15 protein-coding genes and 1 tRNA gene are annotated in these 15,591 nt (G+C 41.3%); 7 read left to right on the top strand and 9 right to left on the bottom strand.

Annotated features, from left to right (window positions below; all coding sequences use genetic code 11):
* Window positions 1-2 precede the first annotated feature (2 nt).
* The 5 genes from PY091_RS11785 to PY091_RS11765 all read right to left on the bottom strand — a co-directional run bounded on the left by PY091_RS11785 (window position 3) and on the right by PY091_RS11765 (window position 4,896).
* Complete coding sequence (locus PY091_RS11785) at window positions 3-788, bottom strand: HEAT repeat domain-containing protein (RefSeq protein ID WP_275649854.1); 786 nt, start codon at window positions 786-788, stop codon at window positions 3-5.
* A gap of 2 nt (window positions 789-790) precedes the next feature.
* The gene (locus PY091_RS11780) at window positions 791-1,315 is read right to left on the bottom strand and encodes an RNA polymerase sigma factor (RefSeq protein ID WP_275649853.1); all 525 of its coding nucleotides are present in this window, start codon (window positions 1,313-1,315) and stop codon (window positions 791-793) included.
* Window positions 1,316-1,676: 361 nt separating this feature from the next.
* Window positions 1,677-3,893 (bottom strand): ferrous iron transport protein B, encoded by a 2,217-nt coding sequence (gene feoB / locus PY091_RS11775; RefSeq protein ID WP_275649852.1) that lies wholly within the window; start codon window positions 3,891-3,893, stop codon window positions 1,677-1,679.
* Window positions 3,890-4,132: a FeoA family protein gene (locus PY091_RS11770; RefSeq protein WP_275649851.1), complete on the bottom strand. Its 243-nt coding sequence runs from the start codon at window positions 4,130-4,132 to the stop codon at window positions 3,890-3,892. Before PY091_RS11770 ends, feoB begins: the two co-directional genes overlap by 4 nt.
* A gap of 89 nt (window positions 4,133-4,221) precedes the next feature.
* Window positions 4,222-4,896: an SCO family protein gene (locus PY091_RS11765; RefSeq protein WP_275649850.1), complete on the bottom strand. Its 675-nt coding sequence runs from the start codon at window positions 4,894-4,896 to the stop codon at window positions 4,222-4,224.
* Between the two features lie 152 nt (window positions 4,897-5,048).
* Here PY091_RS11765 and rseP point away from each other — a divergent pair, with 152 nt between their 5' ends.
* Window positions 5,049-6,401 carry an RIP metalloprotease RseP gene (gene rseP / locus PY091_RS11760; protein ID WP_275649849.1) on the top strand — a complete coding sequence of 451 codons (1,353 nt, stop codon included), beginning with the start codon at window positions 5,049-5,051 and terminating at the stop codon, window positions 6,399-6,401.
* Between the two features lie 69 nt (window positions 6,402-6,470).
* A tRNA-Asn gene (locus PY091_RS11755) sits at window positions 6,471-6,544 on the top strand.
* A 57-nt stretch (window positions 6,545-6,601) separates the two neighbouring features.
* Here PY091_RS11755 and PY091_RS11750 read toward each other — a convergent pair.
* Window positions 6,602-7,111: a PepSY domain-containing protein gene (locus PY091_RS11750; protein ID WP_275649848.1), complete on the bottom strand. Its 510-nt coding sequence runs from the start codon at window positions 7,109-7,111 to the stop codon at window positions 6,602-6,604.
* Window positions 7,112-7,146: 35 nt separating this feature from the next.
* Window positions 7,147-7,707 carry a YceI family protein gene (locus PY091_RS11745; protein WP_275649847.1) on the bottom strand — a complete coding sequence of 187 codons (561 nt, stop codon included), beginning with the start codon at window positions 7,705-7,707 and terminating at the stop codon, window positions 7,147-7,149.
* A 256-nt stretch (window positions 7,708-7,963) separates the two neighbouring features.
* Between PY091_RS11745 and PY091_RS11740 the strand changes: the two genes are divergently transcribed.
* Together PY091_RS11740 and PY091_RS11735 are read left to right on the top strand one after the other, a co-directional pair.
* The gene (locus PY091_RS11740; protein ID WP_275649846.1) at window positions 7,964-8,962 is read left to right on the top strand and encodes a sensor histidine kinase; all 999 of its coding nucleotides are present in this window, start codon (window positions 7,964-7,966) and stop codon (window positions 8,960-8,962) included.
* A gap of 3 nt (window positions 8,963-8,965) precedes the next feature.
* Window positions 8,966-9,658: a LytR/AlgR family response regulator transcription factor gene (locus PY091_RS11735; RefSeq protein WP_275649845.1), complete on the top strand. Its 693-nt coding sequence runs from the start codon at window positions 8,966-8,968 to the stop codon at window positions 9,656-9,658.
* Between the two features lie 53 nt (window positions 9,659-9,711).
* On the opposite strand, the gene PY091_RS11730 is transcribed toward PY091_RS11735, so the two are convergent.
* On the bottom strand, window positions 9,712-11,361 hold the full coding sequence (locus tag PY091_RS11730; protein WP_275649844.1) for a solute:sodium symporter family transporter: 1,650 nt from the start codon (window positions 11,359-11,361) through the stop codon (window positions 9,712-9,714).
* A 454-nt stretch (window positions 11,362-11,815) separates the two neighbouring features.
* On the opposite strand from PY091_RS11730, the gene PY091_RS11725 reads away from it, so the two are divergent.
* Genes PY091_RS11725 through PY091_RS11715 form a run of 3 tightly spaced genes read left to right on the top strand, consistent with a single transcriptional unit; the run spans window position 11,816 to window position 14,857 of the window.
* Window positions 11,816-13,024 carry a DUF5690 family protein gene (locus tag PY091_RS11725; RefSeq protein ID WP_275649915.1) on the top strand — a complete coding sequence of 403 codons (1,209 nt, stop codon included), beginning with the start codon at window positions 11,816-11,818 and terminating at the stop codon, window positions 13,022-13,024.
* The gene (locus PY091_RS11720) at window positions 13,014-14,186 is read left to right on the top strand and encodes a TIGR03364 family FAD-dependent oxidoreductase (protein WP_275649843.1); all 1,173 of its coding nucleotides are present in this window, start codon (window positions 13,014-13,016) and stop codon (window positions 14,184-14,186) included. The genes PY091_RS11725 and PY091_RS11720 overlap by 11 nt, the downstream gene beginning before the upstream one ends.
* On the top strand, window positions 14,183-14,857 hold the full coding sequence (locus tag PY091_RS11715) for a phosphonatase-like hydrolase (protein WP_275649842.1): 675 nt from the start codon (window positions 14,183-14,185) through the stop codon (window positions 14,855-14,857). Before PY091_RS11720 ends, PY091_RS11715 begins: the two co-directional genes overlap by 4 nt.
* Here the strand turns inward: PY091_RS11715 and PY091_RS11710 are convergent, their stop codons facing one another.
* Entirely contained in the window at window positions 14,858-15,424 is a 567-nt protein-coding gene (locus PY091_RS11710) for a helix-turn-helix domain-containing protein (protein WP_275649841.1), read from the bottom strand.
* Window positions 15,425-15,591: the final 167 nt, after the last annotated feature.

Below are 15,591 nucleotides of genomic sequence, written 5' to 3'. Positions count from 1 at the left end.
GTTTATGTAATACTTGGCAATACTGCTTTTATTTGTTCTTTAATAAAGGGTTGTGTGTCTTCTTTTTCCAATAATTTTTTCATGGGTTCTGCCGCTTTCTTCTCTTGGATCTGGACCAAGGCTTGAATAATGGCTACCTGAATACTTGGGTTTCTCTCTTGTTCCAAGGCTTCGATAAAGGTGTTTTTCACTGTTTCGGAAGAAGTGAACTTCACCAATGCCTCAAAGGCGGTCATCCGTACATTGTCGTTTTCATCGTAGAGCAACCGGTTGGACAGTGCTTGGATGATAGCTTCATCAGGTCGCTCAAATTCTTCGATGTAATTGACCCCTTGAATGCGTTTACTGGCGGATTGGTTTTCCATTAAGGAAAGCATGGCAGTTTGTTTCATCTGGATAGTCTCATTTTGGAGTTGTGCAATGTCGGCATCCACTTTTCTTTGTTGAAAAAGGCTTCCCATTTGGAACGAAGCAACCAATAATGCAATACTGGCAGCGATTTTCAATACATTGCCTGTCCAGTTGGACGATGGTTTCGATTCCAATGTAACCACCTTCCCTTGGTTCATTTTTTCTTGTTCAAGAGCGGCTTCAAATTTGGCCTTTAGTCGGTCTGAAGGAACAGGAACATCTTCGTCCAAAACATTGAAAAAGGACTTCATTTCTTCCAGTTCCTTTTTGCAATCGGCACATTGTCGAATGTGGCTTTCGAATGCCGACCCTTCCGATTTGTTCAGATTGCCATCCAGATAGTCTGGTATTTGGTCAAAAACGTGTTGCTTTTCCATGGCTAAATACTTTCTAAATAGATATTCTTTAATTTTTTTAAAATCCTGCACACTCTGGTTTTTACAGCACCTGGAGTGCTTCCCATAATTTCCGCAAGGTCGTCATACTTGATTTCCTTGTAACGGTTCAAAATGACAAGTTCTCTATCATACGGGTCAAGTTGGCTAAGGGCATACTGCAGGTGGGCATTGTTCTCGCTCACATCATTTTCTTCTTCCACTGCCCGATAAGCCAAAACCTCAATATCGTCATGGGACTTATGGTTTCTTGTATAATGTGTTTTAAGGGTGTTCCGAGCAATAGTGAACATCCAAGACAAGAAAGACCCATTATTGTATGAGTTCCGATACTTGATCAGTTTGTAAAAAACATCTTGTGTAAGATCTTCGGCCAACATGCGATCGCCCGACATTTTGTACAGAAAATTGTGCACATGTCTATGGTGTCGGTCAAAAAGCTCCTTGAGCAAATCCAAGTTCCCCTCGGATACTTTTTGCATGATCATTTCATCTGAAAGCGTTTCCAAATGCTACTTTTTAGTTGGCGTTTAACTTATATAGTCAGGAAATTAAGAAAGGTTACAGAAAGGGGGTGAATAATTTGAAAATTTGTTTGGCGAAGAGGTAAGTTCTTGAAAAATAGGATGCAACATGTCACCTCGAGCGCAGTCGAGACCATGACTTTTATTTACCGACCTCTCGACTACGCTCGAGGTGACAATTAAAATCAAAGAATGTTAGTTGCAACCACAGTTATCGCTTCCGCAGGAGTGGGAATTACCTTTTCCTTTGCTGAAAAGGGATTTGGGAAGCAGGAACTTCCACACTAAGTAGCCTACTGCAATCAATACGGTTCCGTATGCCAATACTTGTTGAATCATGTTGGAATTAAATTAGGATTTGGTAGGCTATCAATGCAATAATATAAGCAAAAATACTCATAAAGCCCAATTGGATCATAGGCCATTTCCATGAGTTGGTCTCGCGTTTTACGATGGCAAGCGTACTCATACATTGCATGGCGAAAGCATAAAACAGCATCAATGAAATCCCGGAAGCCAAATTGAACAAGGGTTGACCGTTTTCATCCAATTCAGCGGCCATACGGTTCTTTATAGTTTCCTCTTCATCACTGCCCACACTGTAAATCGTGGCCAAGGTACCTACAAAGACTTCCCGTGCGGCAAAGGAGGTCAGAACGGCAATTCCGATTTTCCAATCGTAACCCAAGGGTTTTACCAGGGGTTCAAACGCTTTTCCCGCTTGTCCAATGTAGGAGTGTTCCAATTTGTAACTGGCTATTTCCTGTGCAACAGCTCTTTCGGAAAGCTCTGCTGTCAACACTTGTATGGAATCGGAAATTGCAGCTGGAGCCATGCTCTCTGCTTGGGCTTCTTCGCGATAAGTGGCTATATTGTTTTGGATATAGTTTTTACTGTAGGTGCTCAATCCTTCATTTTCGATGCGCTCCGTTACGATTCGGTCAGCATCTTGAAAATCTTCGGAATACCCATTGGAACCCAAAAACCACAATACGATGGAAATGGCCAAAATGATTTTACCGGCACCTAGCACAAAGCTTTTCGTTTTTTCGATTACGGTGTATCCCACATTTTTCAGTAGGGGCAAACGATAGGTGGGCATCTCTATCATAAATACTGACCTACTCTTTATTTTAAGGATCTTGTTCAATACCATGGCTGATAATAGCGCCATTCCGAATCCGATGAGGTACAGTAGCATCAGGGTCAATGCTTGATAGCTCAATCCAAGGAAATTGCCTTCTGGGATTACTAGAGCAATCAAAATCAAATAAACCGGCAATCTAGCCGAACAGGTGGTGAAAGGGGTCACTAAAATGGTGATGAGCCTTTCTTTCCAATTTTCTATGGTTCTTGTCGCCATAATGGCCGGAATAGCACAGGCATTTCCTGAAATCAATGGGACCACACTCTTTCCGCTCAACCCGAAAGGTCGCATTACACGGTCCATTAAAAAGACCACACGGCTCATATACCCCGATTCTTCCAATAAGGAAATAAAGAGGAACAAGAAGGCGATTTGTGGGATGAAGATGACGATACCTCCTATACCGGCAATGATTCCTTCTGCCAACAAATCGGTAAATACACCTGGTGGAAGTGTGTTTTTGACCCACTCGCTGGCCATTGCAAACTGTTCATCGATAAAATCCATGGGGTAACCGCTCCAATCGAAAATTGCTTGGAAAATGGTGAGCAAAATCACAAAGAAGATGAGGTAACCAAAAACTTTGTGGGTCAATATCTTGTCAAGTGAGGCACGCAAACCTTTGGCGGCCAAAAAATCCACTTTGTAGGTCTCCTTTAAAATATTGTTGATGAGCTGGTAGCGGAGAACAGTTTCTTTATGCTGTAATTTCTTTAGTTCATCTTTGGATTTGGTGGAAAAATCGCTGGCATCCTGAATACGCTTTTTCTCGATTGGCATAAAGTTCACGTCTTGCGTGATTACCAGCCATAGTTTGTAAAGATCTTCCTGAGGGAATGTTTTTTTAAGGCGCTCAAAATATTCTGGGGAAATTCTGTTAGGATCCAAGATGGGCTTGGATGAAATATTTTTGTAGTCAGCAATGAGTTCTTTTATGCGTTCAATGCCCGTATTCTTGCGCGTACTCACCAATGCAATTTTGGTGTCCAGTTTTTTCTCCATGGCCTCCACATCGAGAGAAATGCCCTTGCGGTCCATTCTATCTGCCATGTTCACGACCAAGATCGTGGGAATCCTAAGGTCTTTTATCTGTGTAAACAGTAGGAGGTTCCTCTTTAGGTTTTCCACATCGCTGATTACTACGGCAACATCGGGATAGTCCTTATCGTTTTTATTTAGCAGCAGCTCAACAACAAGACTTTCGTCCAAAGATGTCGTGTTTAAGCTATAAGTTCCGGGTAGGTCTAAAATATGCGCTTTTACGCCTCTGGGGAGTTTGCAGATACCCTCTTTTTTTTCGACAGTGATGCCAGGGTAGTTACCGACCTTTTGTTTGAGTCCTGTAAGTTGATTAAAAACTGAGGTTTTTCCCGTGTTGGGGTTTCCGATTAAGGCTACATTGATGTTTTTGCTCATTGGGCCTGCGTTTCTTCAATAATTTCCAGCTCTATGAGTGCTGCCAAGGACCTTCTTATGGCCAAATGGCTCCCACTGAGGTTGATGTATATCGGGTCGTTAAAAGGGGCGATCTGTAGGAGTTCCACACTGTTTCCGGGAAGGCATCCTAATTCCAATAATTTAATGGGAAGGATATGCTCTGTGAAATCCTTGATGATCCCTACTTGTCCATATCGTAAATCTGCAACGGTAGCCACTGTATTTATTTAGAATAAATTTAAGTAAGAGCAAAAATAAGTAAAAAAGGGAAACTATAAGGGGAATTCATGACTAAAGATGGTCAGGTTTATTCTTCGTAGCTCGCTTCAAGTATTTTAATGTCCGCCAAAAGTCTATCGATGTCTTCACGATTGGTCCCATCATAAAATCCGCGAATCCTTTTTTCCTTGTCCACCAGAATAAAATTTTCGGTATGGATCATATCAAAAGGTCCTCCATCGCCATCGTTCTTTACGGCGAGATATGACTTTCTGGCCAACTCATAGATTTGCTTTTTATCACCGGTCACCAAATTCCATTTGCTGTCGATTACACCTTTCTCCAATGCGTATCTTTTTAATTGAGCTACGGAATCTATTTGAGGGGTTACCGAGTGGGATAGTAACATAATGTTCGGGTCGTCCTTTACGGCTTCCTGAATTTCGCCCATGTTCTTGGTCATTATCGGACAAATGGTCAAACAGGTGGTGAAAAAGAAATCCGCCACATAAATCTTGTCTTCGTAATCAGCTTGGGTTATGGTGTCCCCATTTTGGTTCAGCAATGAAAAATCGGCAACCTTGTGGTACTTTTTGGTATAGTGCAACGTACTGTCCACCAAAGATTTGTCAACCATGGAGGGTTGGTATATCGGAAGCATTTTTTCGGGTTGCAGTGCATCATAAAAAAGGTACACGATGACCGCGGACAGCCCCAACATTACAATTCCAAAAAGCTTGTATTTAGCGAAAAATGATCCCATGGATACAAAATTACGGCCCAATTGGTTATTCTTCAAGGAGAAAGCAGTCTTTTGTTGCTAAATCTTTCTTAAATGATCGGGGGATCAAAAAGGGAGGTTTTTTTATCAATCCCTAAAAGGTTACTTTTGTTCGTTTTAACAAAAGACGAAGGATGACCCCTATAGTTATAAAGACCATACAATTCTTTTTGAGCCTATCGCTCTTGATCGTGCTGCACGAGCTGGGACACTTTATTCCCGCCAAGCTTTTTAAGACAAGGGTAGAGAAGTTTTACCTCTTTTTCGATATCAAGTTTTCCCTTTTCAAAAAGAAAATTGGTGAAACGGTATACGGAATTGGGTGGTTGCCCCTGGGAGGATATGTGAAGATCTCCGGAATGATCGATGAGAGCATGGACAAGGAGCAGATGAAGGAGGAGCCAAAACCATGGGAATTCCGCAGTAAGCCTGCTTGGCAACGTTTGATCATTATGCTGGGAGGTGTAACCGTGAACTTTATTTTGGCCGTGGTCATTTTTATTGGGCTGGTCTTTACCTATGGTGAGGAATATATTGCCAATGAAAGCCTAAAGGATGGAATTTGGGTGACCGATACAACTTTGGGCAACGAATTGGGAATCCAAACGGGTGATAAGTTTTTGACTATTGACGGGGAAGAAGTAGAGGCTTTGTCTCAAATAATGCCTGGGTTATTGTTGGGAAACCAGTTCACTGTTGAAAGGAATGGTAAAATCGTTGAAAAACAGGTTCCTGTAAATGTCATAGAAACCCTATCCAATAACAAGGAGAAATCCAGGGCTCTAATTTCTTACCGTTGGCCATTTGTAATTAGCCAAATCCCCAAAGATTCGCCCAATATCAATAGCGGTCTTCAAAAGGGCGATGCTCTGGTAAGAATGGACGGTAAGGAAGTTGTGTATAAAGATGAGGTTGCACCAATCTTAGAAGCGAACAAAGGAAATAAGATTCCTGTAACGGTTATGCGAAATGGAAAACCTGTAGACCTTACGGTTTCAGTTACAGATAAAGGTGTATTGGGAGTTGTAATTGGCATGTCTCCCGAACAATATAAGGAAGAAGGGTATTTGGAAATAAGGACCTTGACCTATTCTTTTTGGGAATCAATTCCGGCCGGATGGAACAAGGGGGTAAAAGTACTTACGGATTACATCAAGGGGATGAAAAAAATATTTAATCCGGATACTGGAGCCTATAAAGAGGTTGGTGGATTTGCCGCAATTGGCGGTATGTTCCCCGATACATGGAACTGGCCTGCTTTTTGGCAGACAACGGCATTTATATCCATTATTTTGGCATTTATGAACATTTTGCCCATTCCAGCACTGGATGGGGGACATGTGATGTTCTTGTTGTATGAGATGGTCACAGGCCGTAAACCAAGCGACAAATTTTTGGAGTATGCCCAAATGATAGGCTTCTTTATTTTGATTGCTTTATTGCTGTTTGCCAACGGTAACGATTTGTACAAATGGCTTTTTAAATAGAAAAGCAATTTTTTTGTTTGTGGTGTAAAAAAGAATCCTTTATATTTGCACCCGCTTAAGGTAAAATATTCCTCCTTAGCTCAGTTGGTTAGAGCATCTGACTGTTAATCAGAGGGTCCTTGGTTCGAGCCCAAGAGGGGGAGCTACCAAAGCAAAAGCCACCGATTTCGGTGGCTTTTTTTATGCTATGTTTTTTCTTTTTAAACCAATAGAAGAACGATGGTCAATAAAAATCCGGCAGCGGCAAAATAAAGACCCTTTTTGTAGATTGGTGCATTGGGCTTGATCATAAAAAATGCGGAGACCGCAAAGAATAGCAAACCTATTCCAAAAAATATCCCAAGCCAGAACAACGGATTACCAGTGTGCATTTTGTGTAGCTTGTTCATACTTTCCAATATGGCTGGCAATCGTTTTTCGGTGTAGGAGGCCTCCCCAGTCTTTATATTGTAGCTTCCACCGGAAAAATACATGAGGTCACCTTCGGTTTTGTCCACGGTAAAACCACGTCTTCTAAGAGCTGCTCCCAGAGCCTCTTCTCCTAAGTTGGTTTGGAGGGTAGTGTTGACTTGATACTCACTTTTCATAAAATCAGTGGTCCTGAAAGTGAGTACAATGCCGCTAATGGCGTAAACGGCCATAATTCCGGCCAAAAAGAATCCAAGGTATCTGTGGAATTCCCTAAAGGTATTTTCTGATTTTCTTCCCATGGTCAAATATTTCTTTCAGATAAATCTATAAACTACTATTGTTGGGCCATTTCAAGGTTGATGGTCAGCTCCACCTCATCACCCAAAGTAGGCGTATCACCACCAACACCAAATTCCAAACGGTTCACGGTACCGGTAAGTTTTAGACCCGCTTTTAGTTTTTGGCTTCTTTGATCGGTTATTACCCCATTTACTTTGCCTTCCAGGGTAACAGGCTTGGTAGTTCCGTGCATGGTTAGGTCTCCGGTAACCTTAAAGGTGTTGTCACCTGTTTTTTCGTACCCCGTACTTTTAAAGGTGATAGCGGGATACTGTTCAGCGTCAAAAAAGTCGGCGCTTCTCAAATGATCGTCCCGGCGACCGTTGTCGGTATCGATACTGGTCGTTTTAATATCAACGGTGAATTCTGCATCCTCAAAAGTATCCGTGGCCGTGGCCGTGATGTCAAATTCACTGAAATGTCCCTCTACTTCGGAAATCATTAAGTGGGTGATGCCAAAACCAACTTTAGAGTGTGCTCCATCCGATTTCCAGGTAGATTGGGCGGCCAACATTAAGCTGGACATAAATGCCAATGTAAAAAATGCTTTTTTCATGATCGTGAGATTTTAAGTGTTACTGTCATAATTCGTCGTTAGGCCCATTTTGGCCCTATGCTATTAAATATGATGAATTAAGATTTAAATTATGAAAAAATTCCGTAAACGACTTAAGTTAACCTCCAATCAACCAATCAATTATAAGGATTGGTCGGCTTTGATGTCGTTCACAGGGTAAATTTGGTTGTTGGTATAACTGCTTTTCTTTTAGCGGAGGATAATCTCTAATTTTGAAAAACCTAATCACAGCACATTGATTTCTAAAAAAGAACTTCTTTTTCAAATAGTACTGCATGTCCTTGTCCTTCTGTTCTTCTCTTTTGATAGGAACACGGGATCAATAGTCGTGCATAGGGCTATTTTCCTTTTGTTTTATAGTGCAGCAACGGTGTCGGTTACTTATTATCTGATGCCCAAATTTTTGTACAAAAAGAAATATTGGCAATTTTTCTTGGGTTCCGCTCTAGTGGTTGCCGTTGTGATCACAGTCGAAGAAGTGATCATGGAACCCTTGTTGTTTCCCGGAACAAAGCGTGGGGATACTTTCCCGGGTGTATATATATCGCTTTTGGGCGTACTTCCGGTAATGTTTATTCTATCGGGCTGTAAATTTGGTTGGGATGCCTTAAAGAAGCAAGCTGAGATAGACGAGTTACAGTCCACCATTCAAGAAAGTGAGCTTCAATTCTTAAGAAGTCAGATCAATCCACATTTCTTGTTCAACAACTTGAACAATCTTTATTCCTATGCATTGCAGGAATCGCCAAAGACCCCGGAAATTATTCTGGAAATGAGTGGTGTGCTGCGCTATATGCTGTATGAATCCAAAGAACAATTTGTTCCCCTTAAAAAAGAGTTGGAACAATTAGGTAACTTTATACGGCTTTACAAACTCCAGATAGAGGATAGGGGCGAAGTACAGTTTGATGTCGATAAGATAGAAGGTGAATATAGAATAGCACCATTGATTTTGATCGTGTTTATCGAAAATGCATTTAAGCATAGCCAATCAGGTCAATCTTCCGATATAGAAATCAATATCTCGGTAAAGCTTAAGGATTCCATGTTGGAATTCAGATGTAAAAACAATTATGAACCAGGATTCAGTTTGGACAGTGTTGCCAAGGGAATAGGATTGCAAAACGTTAAAAAACGTTTGGAACTGCTATACCCCAAAAAGCATGCTCTAAAAATTGAGGAGGCGGACAACAGTTATAACGTCTACTTGAGTCTGGAACTGGAAAAGGTTTAGGCTATGAGGTGTATTATTGTTGAGGACCAACCACCGGCACAAAGGATCTTGAGAAAATTTATCCAGGATGTCCCTACCTTGGAATTGGTGGATGTGTTTTCCGATGGTATCAAGGCCATGGATTTCCTGAACAGGGAAACCGTGGATCTGATGTTTTTGGATATCCATCTACCAAAGATCAATGGTCTGGACTTTCTTAAAAGTATGCCGGACCCGCCACATGTTATCTTGACCACGGCATTTTCCGAGTATGCTTTGGAAGGTTACGACCTTAATGTAGTGGATTACTTATTGAAACCTTTTTCGTTCCAGCGATTTTTACAGGCAGTGAACAAGGTTAATGCGAAATATGAATACAAACTGTTCAAGGACGATGGTACTCCGCTCACGGAGATTTATGTCAAATCCAGCCATGAACATATCAAGGTTTTGGTAAAGGATATATTCACGATCACTTCGGATTCCGATTATACCGAGATCCATTTAAAAGAGAAAAAAATATTGTCCAACGAACCCTTAAGACATTGGGTGGAGGTTTTGGGAGGAAGCCAGTTTTATCAAATCCATAAATCCCATGTCATCAATACCAAAAAGATCGATAGGATTTCCGGTAACCTTGTCCTGCTGTCCAATGGTGCAAAAGTGCCCATGGGGCGGGCCTATAAAGACAATTTCCTTAAAAGTATTTTACAATAAAAAGGCCCGGTAAATTCCGGGCCTTTTTTATTTTATCGTTTTCTGCTTTCCGATTATTTTGCAAAGTAAATGTAAATCGCAATTACAACGGAGCAGATGAATATACTGGCCAATTTAACATGCTTCCAAGGTTCAATGGACACTTGCTTGGTATACTCCAATTGGAAGGGCTCCTTTCTTGGAAAGAATTTACCTATGATCAACATAATGGCTATGTTGGACACGAACAAAATGGCCATTACGTGGAGGTAATGGGGATAGGCCCCGGCCTCTATCAGATTCAGCTCGGCCGGATCTGTGATACCATTGGCCTTGGCTTCGGCAAGAGCGTTTGCCACCATTTTGGGACCAACCATAAATTGGCTTATAATGTAAAGTATAGACCCTGAAAGAATACCGATTTTTGCTGCGATAGCTGGAACTCTTTTGGTCAGATAGCCCACTACAATAATGGTAAAAATGGGTATACTGTAAATACCGTTAATTTCCTGCAAATAGTTGAACAAGCTTCCCGCATTGGCAATGAGTGGGGCAATGAACATCGCCGCAAGCGCCAAACAGACACCGAATACCTTACCGTACTTTACAACGGTCATTTCGGAGGCATTCTTGTTGATATGCTGCTTGTAGATATCAATACCGAACAAAGTGACCGAACTATTGAGGACACTGTTAAATGAGCTTAAAATTGCTCCGAATAAAACCGCAGCAAAGAATCCCATCAATGGTTTTGGAAGGACTGCCCTTACCAATTCGGGATAGGCAAGGTCACTGCTGGCTAATCCTCCTTCAAAATAATAATAGGCGATCATGCCCGGCAATACCAGGATAATGGGCCCCAAAATCTTTAAAAAGGCAGCCAATAGCAATCCCTTTTGACCTTCTGCCAAGTTTTTAGCACCAAGCCCTCTTTGAATAATTTGCTGGTTGGTTCCCCAATAAAAGAGCTGTACCAGCATCATACCGGTGAAGATGGTGGAAAAAGGTACCTCTTGACCAGGATTCCCCGTAGAATCAAATCGTTCCGGGTTCGCCGCCATCAAAGTTTCCAATCCTCCAAGTACACTTCCATCGCCAATGGCCATCAAACCAAAAACAGGAATCATGATTCCTCCGATGATCAGACCAACAGCATTGATACTGTCGGAAACAGCTACCGCCTTCAAGCCCCCGAATACGGCATATATGGAACCAATGATACCGATTCCCCAAATACAAACGACCAAGGCAGTGGAATCCGATACTCCCAGTAATGTGGGGACATCGAACATACCACTAATGGCAACAGAACCTGAATAAAGGATTACAGGGAGCAGTACCACAACATAACCTGTAAGGAACAGTCCGGAGGTTATGGTCTTTGTGGTTACATCGAACCGTTTTGCCAAAAATTGGGGTACTGTGGTCAGTCCACCCTTTAAATAACGAGGCAATAGGAATAAAGCCGTGACCACAATGGCCAAAGCTGCCAATGTTTCCCATGCCATTACGGAAAGTCCGTCTTTGTAGGCACTACCGTTAAGTCCTACAATTTGTTCCGTGGATAGATTCGTCAACAATAATGATCCAGCGATCACTCCTGCTGTAAGGCTCCTGCCTCCCAAAAAATAGCCATCGGATGATGTTTCGTCGGTTTTTCTAACGGACCACCAGGAAATTATCCCAACTAGAAGGGTGAATCCTAAAAACGAAATAAGTGCCATATAATAAAATTTGATGCCTTGGCTCTAGGCCAAAAACGATTTGTTCAGTTGGTTGTGCGAATGGCTCGTTTCCCGCTGTCCCTGCCTTTCTTCGATAATCATGTGTTCTTGCGGCTTTCAGCTTTTAAACGGTAACGTTCAATTCTATCCACGCTAAGATAACCTGAATTTTTCGAAATCTCATTTATCCTAGAGAGTGACTTCGTAAACACAACAATTTTAATGGGAATATGTGAATTATAAAAATTTGATGAAGGTTGTAGTGAAAAAATCATAAAGCATTACTAACAATTATTTAAACTAAAACGTATGCTTACTTAATTATAAATTTGAGTAATTTGAAACATAATTTTATTATTTGTAAACATTGAGTGATAAGATAACGGTCCGGAGGCGACCAGGTTTACTATTCGTCCTGCACGCTTCGTTGGCTGCTTTTGGTACTTACTTTTGTATGTACGCCTTTAGAAAACCGTTTTCGGTGGCCACTTTTGATGGCTTGTCCTTTTTTGGCATCGATTACAAGATTCTATTGGTAATTGCTCAAGTGATGGGCTATGCACTCTCCAAGTTTGTGGGGATTAAGGTGATATCTGAACTAAGGCCAAACCGAAGGCTACTTTATCTGATTTCGCTGATCGTTATTGCCGAAATATCATTGATGCTCTTTGCCTGGGTGCCGGCGCCCTACAATATTCCCTTTATGTTCTTGAACGGGTTTCCATTGGGAATGATCTGGGGTATTGTATTCTCCTATATTGAAGGTAGAAGATTTACCGACATACTTGGGGTCGTACTTTCCGCCAGTTTTATTGTTTCCAGCGGAGTGGTTAAATCCGTGGGACTTTTTGTAATGAATTCTTGGGGAGTCAGTGAGTTTTGGATGCCCTCGGTCACGGGAGCACTTTTTTTTATCCCACTTTTGATTTGTTCCTATCTTTTGCAAAGAGTGCCGCCACCAACACAAGAAGACATTGAAAACCGAACAGAGCGGATTCCAATGACATCTCAGGACAGGTCGGATCTAGTGAAGAAATTCTTCTTCCCGTTGATCCTGATTGTATTGTTCTATACATTTTTAACGGCTTTCCGGGATTTCCGTGACAATTTCGCAAGGGAACTCTGGGACAGTATAGGGTATCAGGGCGATGTCTCCGTTTTTTCAACTTCAGAAATCATTATAGCAGTGGTGGTCCTATTGATCATAGGTGCTATTTTTTACATAAAGGATAATTTTAAGGCATTGCTGACGTATCATGTGTTACTGATATTGGGTACTGTGGTATTGGCTGTTAGTACATTAATGTTCCAGACCAGGGTTCTAGATCCTTTTGTTTGGATGGTTTGTACAGGCTTTGGACTTTATATATGCTATGTCCCCTTCAACTGTCTCTTTTTTGATCGGTTCATAGCCACATTTAAGGTAAAGGGCAACTCGGGATTTTTGATTTATATAGCGGATGCTTTTGGATATGTTGGCAGTGTACTTGTATTGTTGTACAAGAATTTTGGGCAGGCAGATCTATCTTGGCTCAACTTTTTTGTTTACGGCACCTATGCCGTTGCATTTATAGGGATATGCTGTACCATATTGCTCTTTATACATTTTGCCTCACGTCGCAAGACAGAACAACTTAACAATCAATTGGATTATGGACAATAAATATGATGCTGTCATAGTAGGTGGTGGCGTTTTAGGGACCTTTCATGCTTACCATGCACTGGAAATGGGACTAAAAGTGTGTTTGGTGGAAAAAGATGCCTATGCCAAAGGGGCCACAACACAAAATTTTGGACAAGTAGTGCCTTCTGGCATGAATACCAAATGGCAAAAATTCGGGCGAGAGAGCTTGGAGATATACAAAGAGATACAATCTCGTTTTGATGTGAGTATTAGACAAAACGGAACCGTTTATATTGCATCTAATGAAGAGGAGGAACAGTTGTTGGTAGAATTACGGGCAATAAATAGTGGCAACGATTATGGAAGTAGAATGCTCACCAAGCAAGAATGTCTGGAGCATTATCCAGGACTTAGCAAAGATTATGCGGTCGCTGGACTTTTTTTTCCACAGGAAGTTACTGTTGAACCTAGGACCATGATACATAGGCTCCAAGAATTTTTGGTGGCACAAAAGGGACTCGAGATCATATTTGATTTTCCGGTTATTGCCTGTGAGCAGGAGGGAGAATGGGTTTCGGTTTGTAATACCAAAAACGAAAAGGTATTTGGTAAAAAAGTAATTATCTGCAACGGGGCGGATTTTAAAAACCTCTATCCTGAAACGTTTGCCTCAAGCGATTTGGAGGTTTCCAAATTACAAATGATGCAGACCAAACCTCAGGGCAACTATCAACTCAATGGTTCCATACTTACGGGTTGGTCCATTCGCCGATACGAAGCATTCCACGAATGTCCTTCGTTTGCACAGATAAAGGCAAGGGAGTCCAAGGATAGTCTTCAAAAAAAATGGGGAGTCCATATATTGTTCAAACAGGCTTTGGACGGTTCCATAATTTTGGGGGATTCACATCAATATGCAGACGCCAACAGAATTGAAGATTTAGGGTATGAACTGGATATGGATATTGATAATTTTATGATCGCCGAAGCCAAAAGGATATTTGATCTACCAACCTATCAAATTCAAAAAAGATGGTATGGGATGTACTCCCAAAGCAAAAACAGCGATATTTTTCAAAAAACCATTGACGAAAACATCCATATTGTAACCGGAATAGGGGGGAAAGGCATGACCGGAAGTGCCGGCTTTGCCAAAATGAATGTCGCTACTATTTTTAATACTCAGAAAATCAATCTATGAAAAAAATACAACTAGCCGTTTTTGATATGGCAGGTACTACAGTGAACGAAGACAATGTCGTATATAAGACCGTTAGGGCAGCTTTGGAGAAACATGGTGTAAATGTTTCATTGGATACCGTATTGGAGTTTGGGGCCGGGAAAGAAAAGTTTAAGGCGATTGCCGATATTTTGGAAGAGACCCAAATGAGGGACGTTGATCCCCATTTGGTTTTTGAAGATTTTAAGGGAATGTTGGAAGAAGCGTATGCCAACTTGGATGTGACCACTTATAAAGGAGTAGAGGAACTTTTTGAAACATTGAGATCCAAAGGGGTTAAGGTCGTGTTGAATACCGGTTACGATCAAAAAACAGCAAAGTCGCTTTTAAACAAACTGGGCTGGGTACCGGGAGAACAGATTGATGCGTTGATCACTGCAGATGATGTGGTCAAGGGAAGACCCTCTTCGGAAATGATAGACAAGGCCATGGAAATGTTTGGTATTAATGAATCAGAAAAGGTGTTAAAGGCCGGCGATTCTATAATCGATATTGAGGAGGGCAAAAATGCCAATTGCGGAATTACCGTTGGTGTATTGACCGGGGCACAGACACGTGAACAATTGGCAACCGCGGAGCCTACTTTGATTTTGGATTCCTTGGCAGATTTGGACCAAGTATTGTATCCTTGATCATATAAAGAAATAGACCACCAACATCTTAGAGGGAACCTTTCCTCTATTTATCGGTACATGGGGGATTCTGCCATCAAAGAAAATGGAATCCCCTTCTTTTAGCAGCACCTCTTGGTCACCGATTTCATAATAACATTCTCCCGTCAAAATAAATTTGAACTCAAATGCATCGGTCACCACTTTTTCCCTTTCCGAGTTGGGCTGTACTTCTAAAAGTACGCTCTCAAAACCTACAGAGTTCAGTTGTTTGCCAAAAATATAATTATAGGTAAACCCAACAGCCTCGTCCTCCTTTTCTATTATCGACTGCTCGTCCATACGGGTCACCAAAAAATTTTGACGATTGGCTTTTGGGATACCGTCAAAGAAGTCCGTCATCTCCGTCTCCAAGGCAGCCACAATTTTTAAGAACACAGGAAGCGATGGTATGGTCCTGCCATTTTCTATCCGGGAAATAAGTCCCGCAGTTACCCCTGCGCTGACAGCAACATCGTTAATGGTCTTTTTATTGTTCTTGCGAATTTGCTTGATTCGTTTTCCTATGCCGATCAGATAATCTTCCATTATTTGAGTAACTTCTAAAGTTTAGTATTTATAATATTTACCGTCTATCAAGATTAAGAAAAAAATGCGGTTATTCCACTGTTTTACTAGGATATGTTGTATGTAGAGGCTTTTGGATGATTTCAAATAAATTGAATATTTGTAAATAATGTTTACATAACATTCAG

Origin of the sequence: Flagellimonas okinawensis (assembly GCF_029194005.1) — a bacterium.
GTDB lineage: Bacteria > Bacteroidota > Bacteroidia > Flavobacteriales > Flavobacteriaceae > Flagellimonas > Flagellimonas okinawensis.
This window is presented reverse-complemented; position numbering and strand designations above follow the sequence as displayed.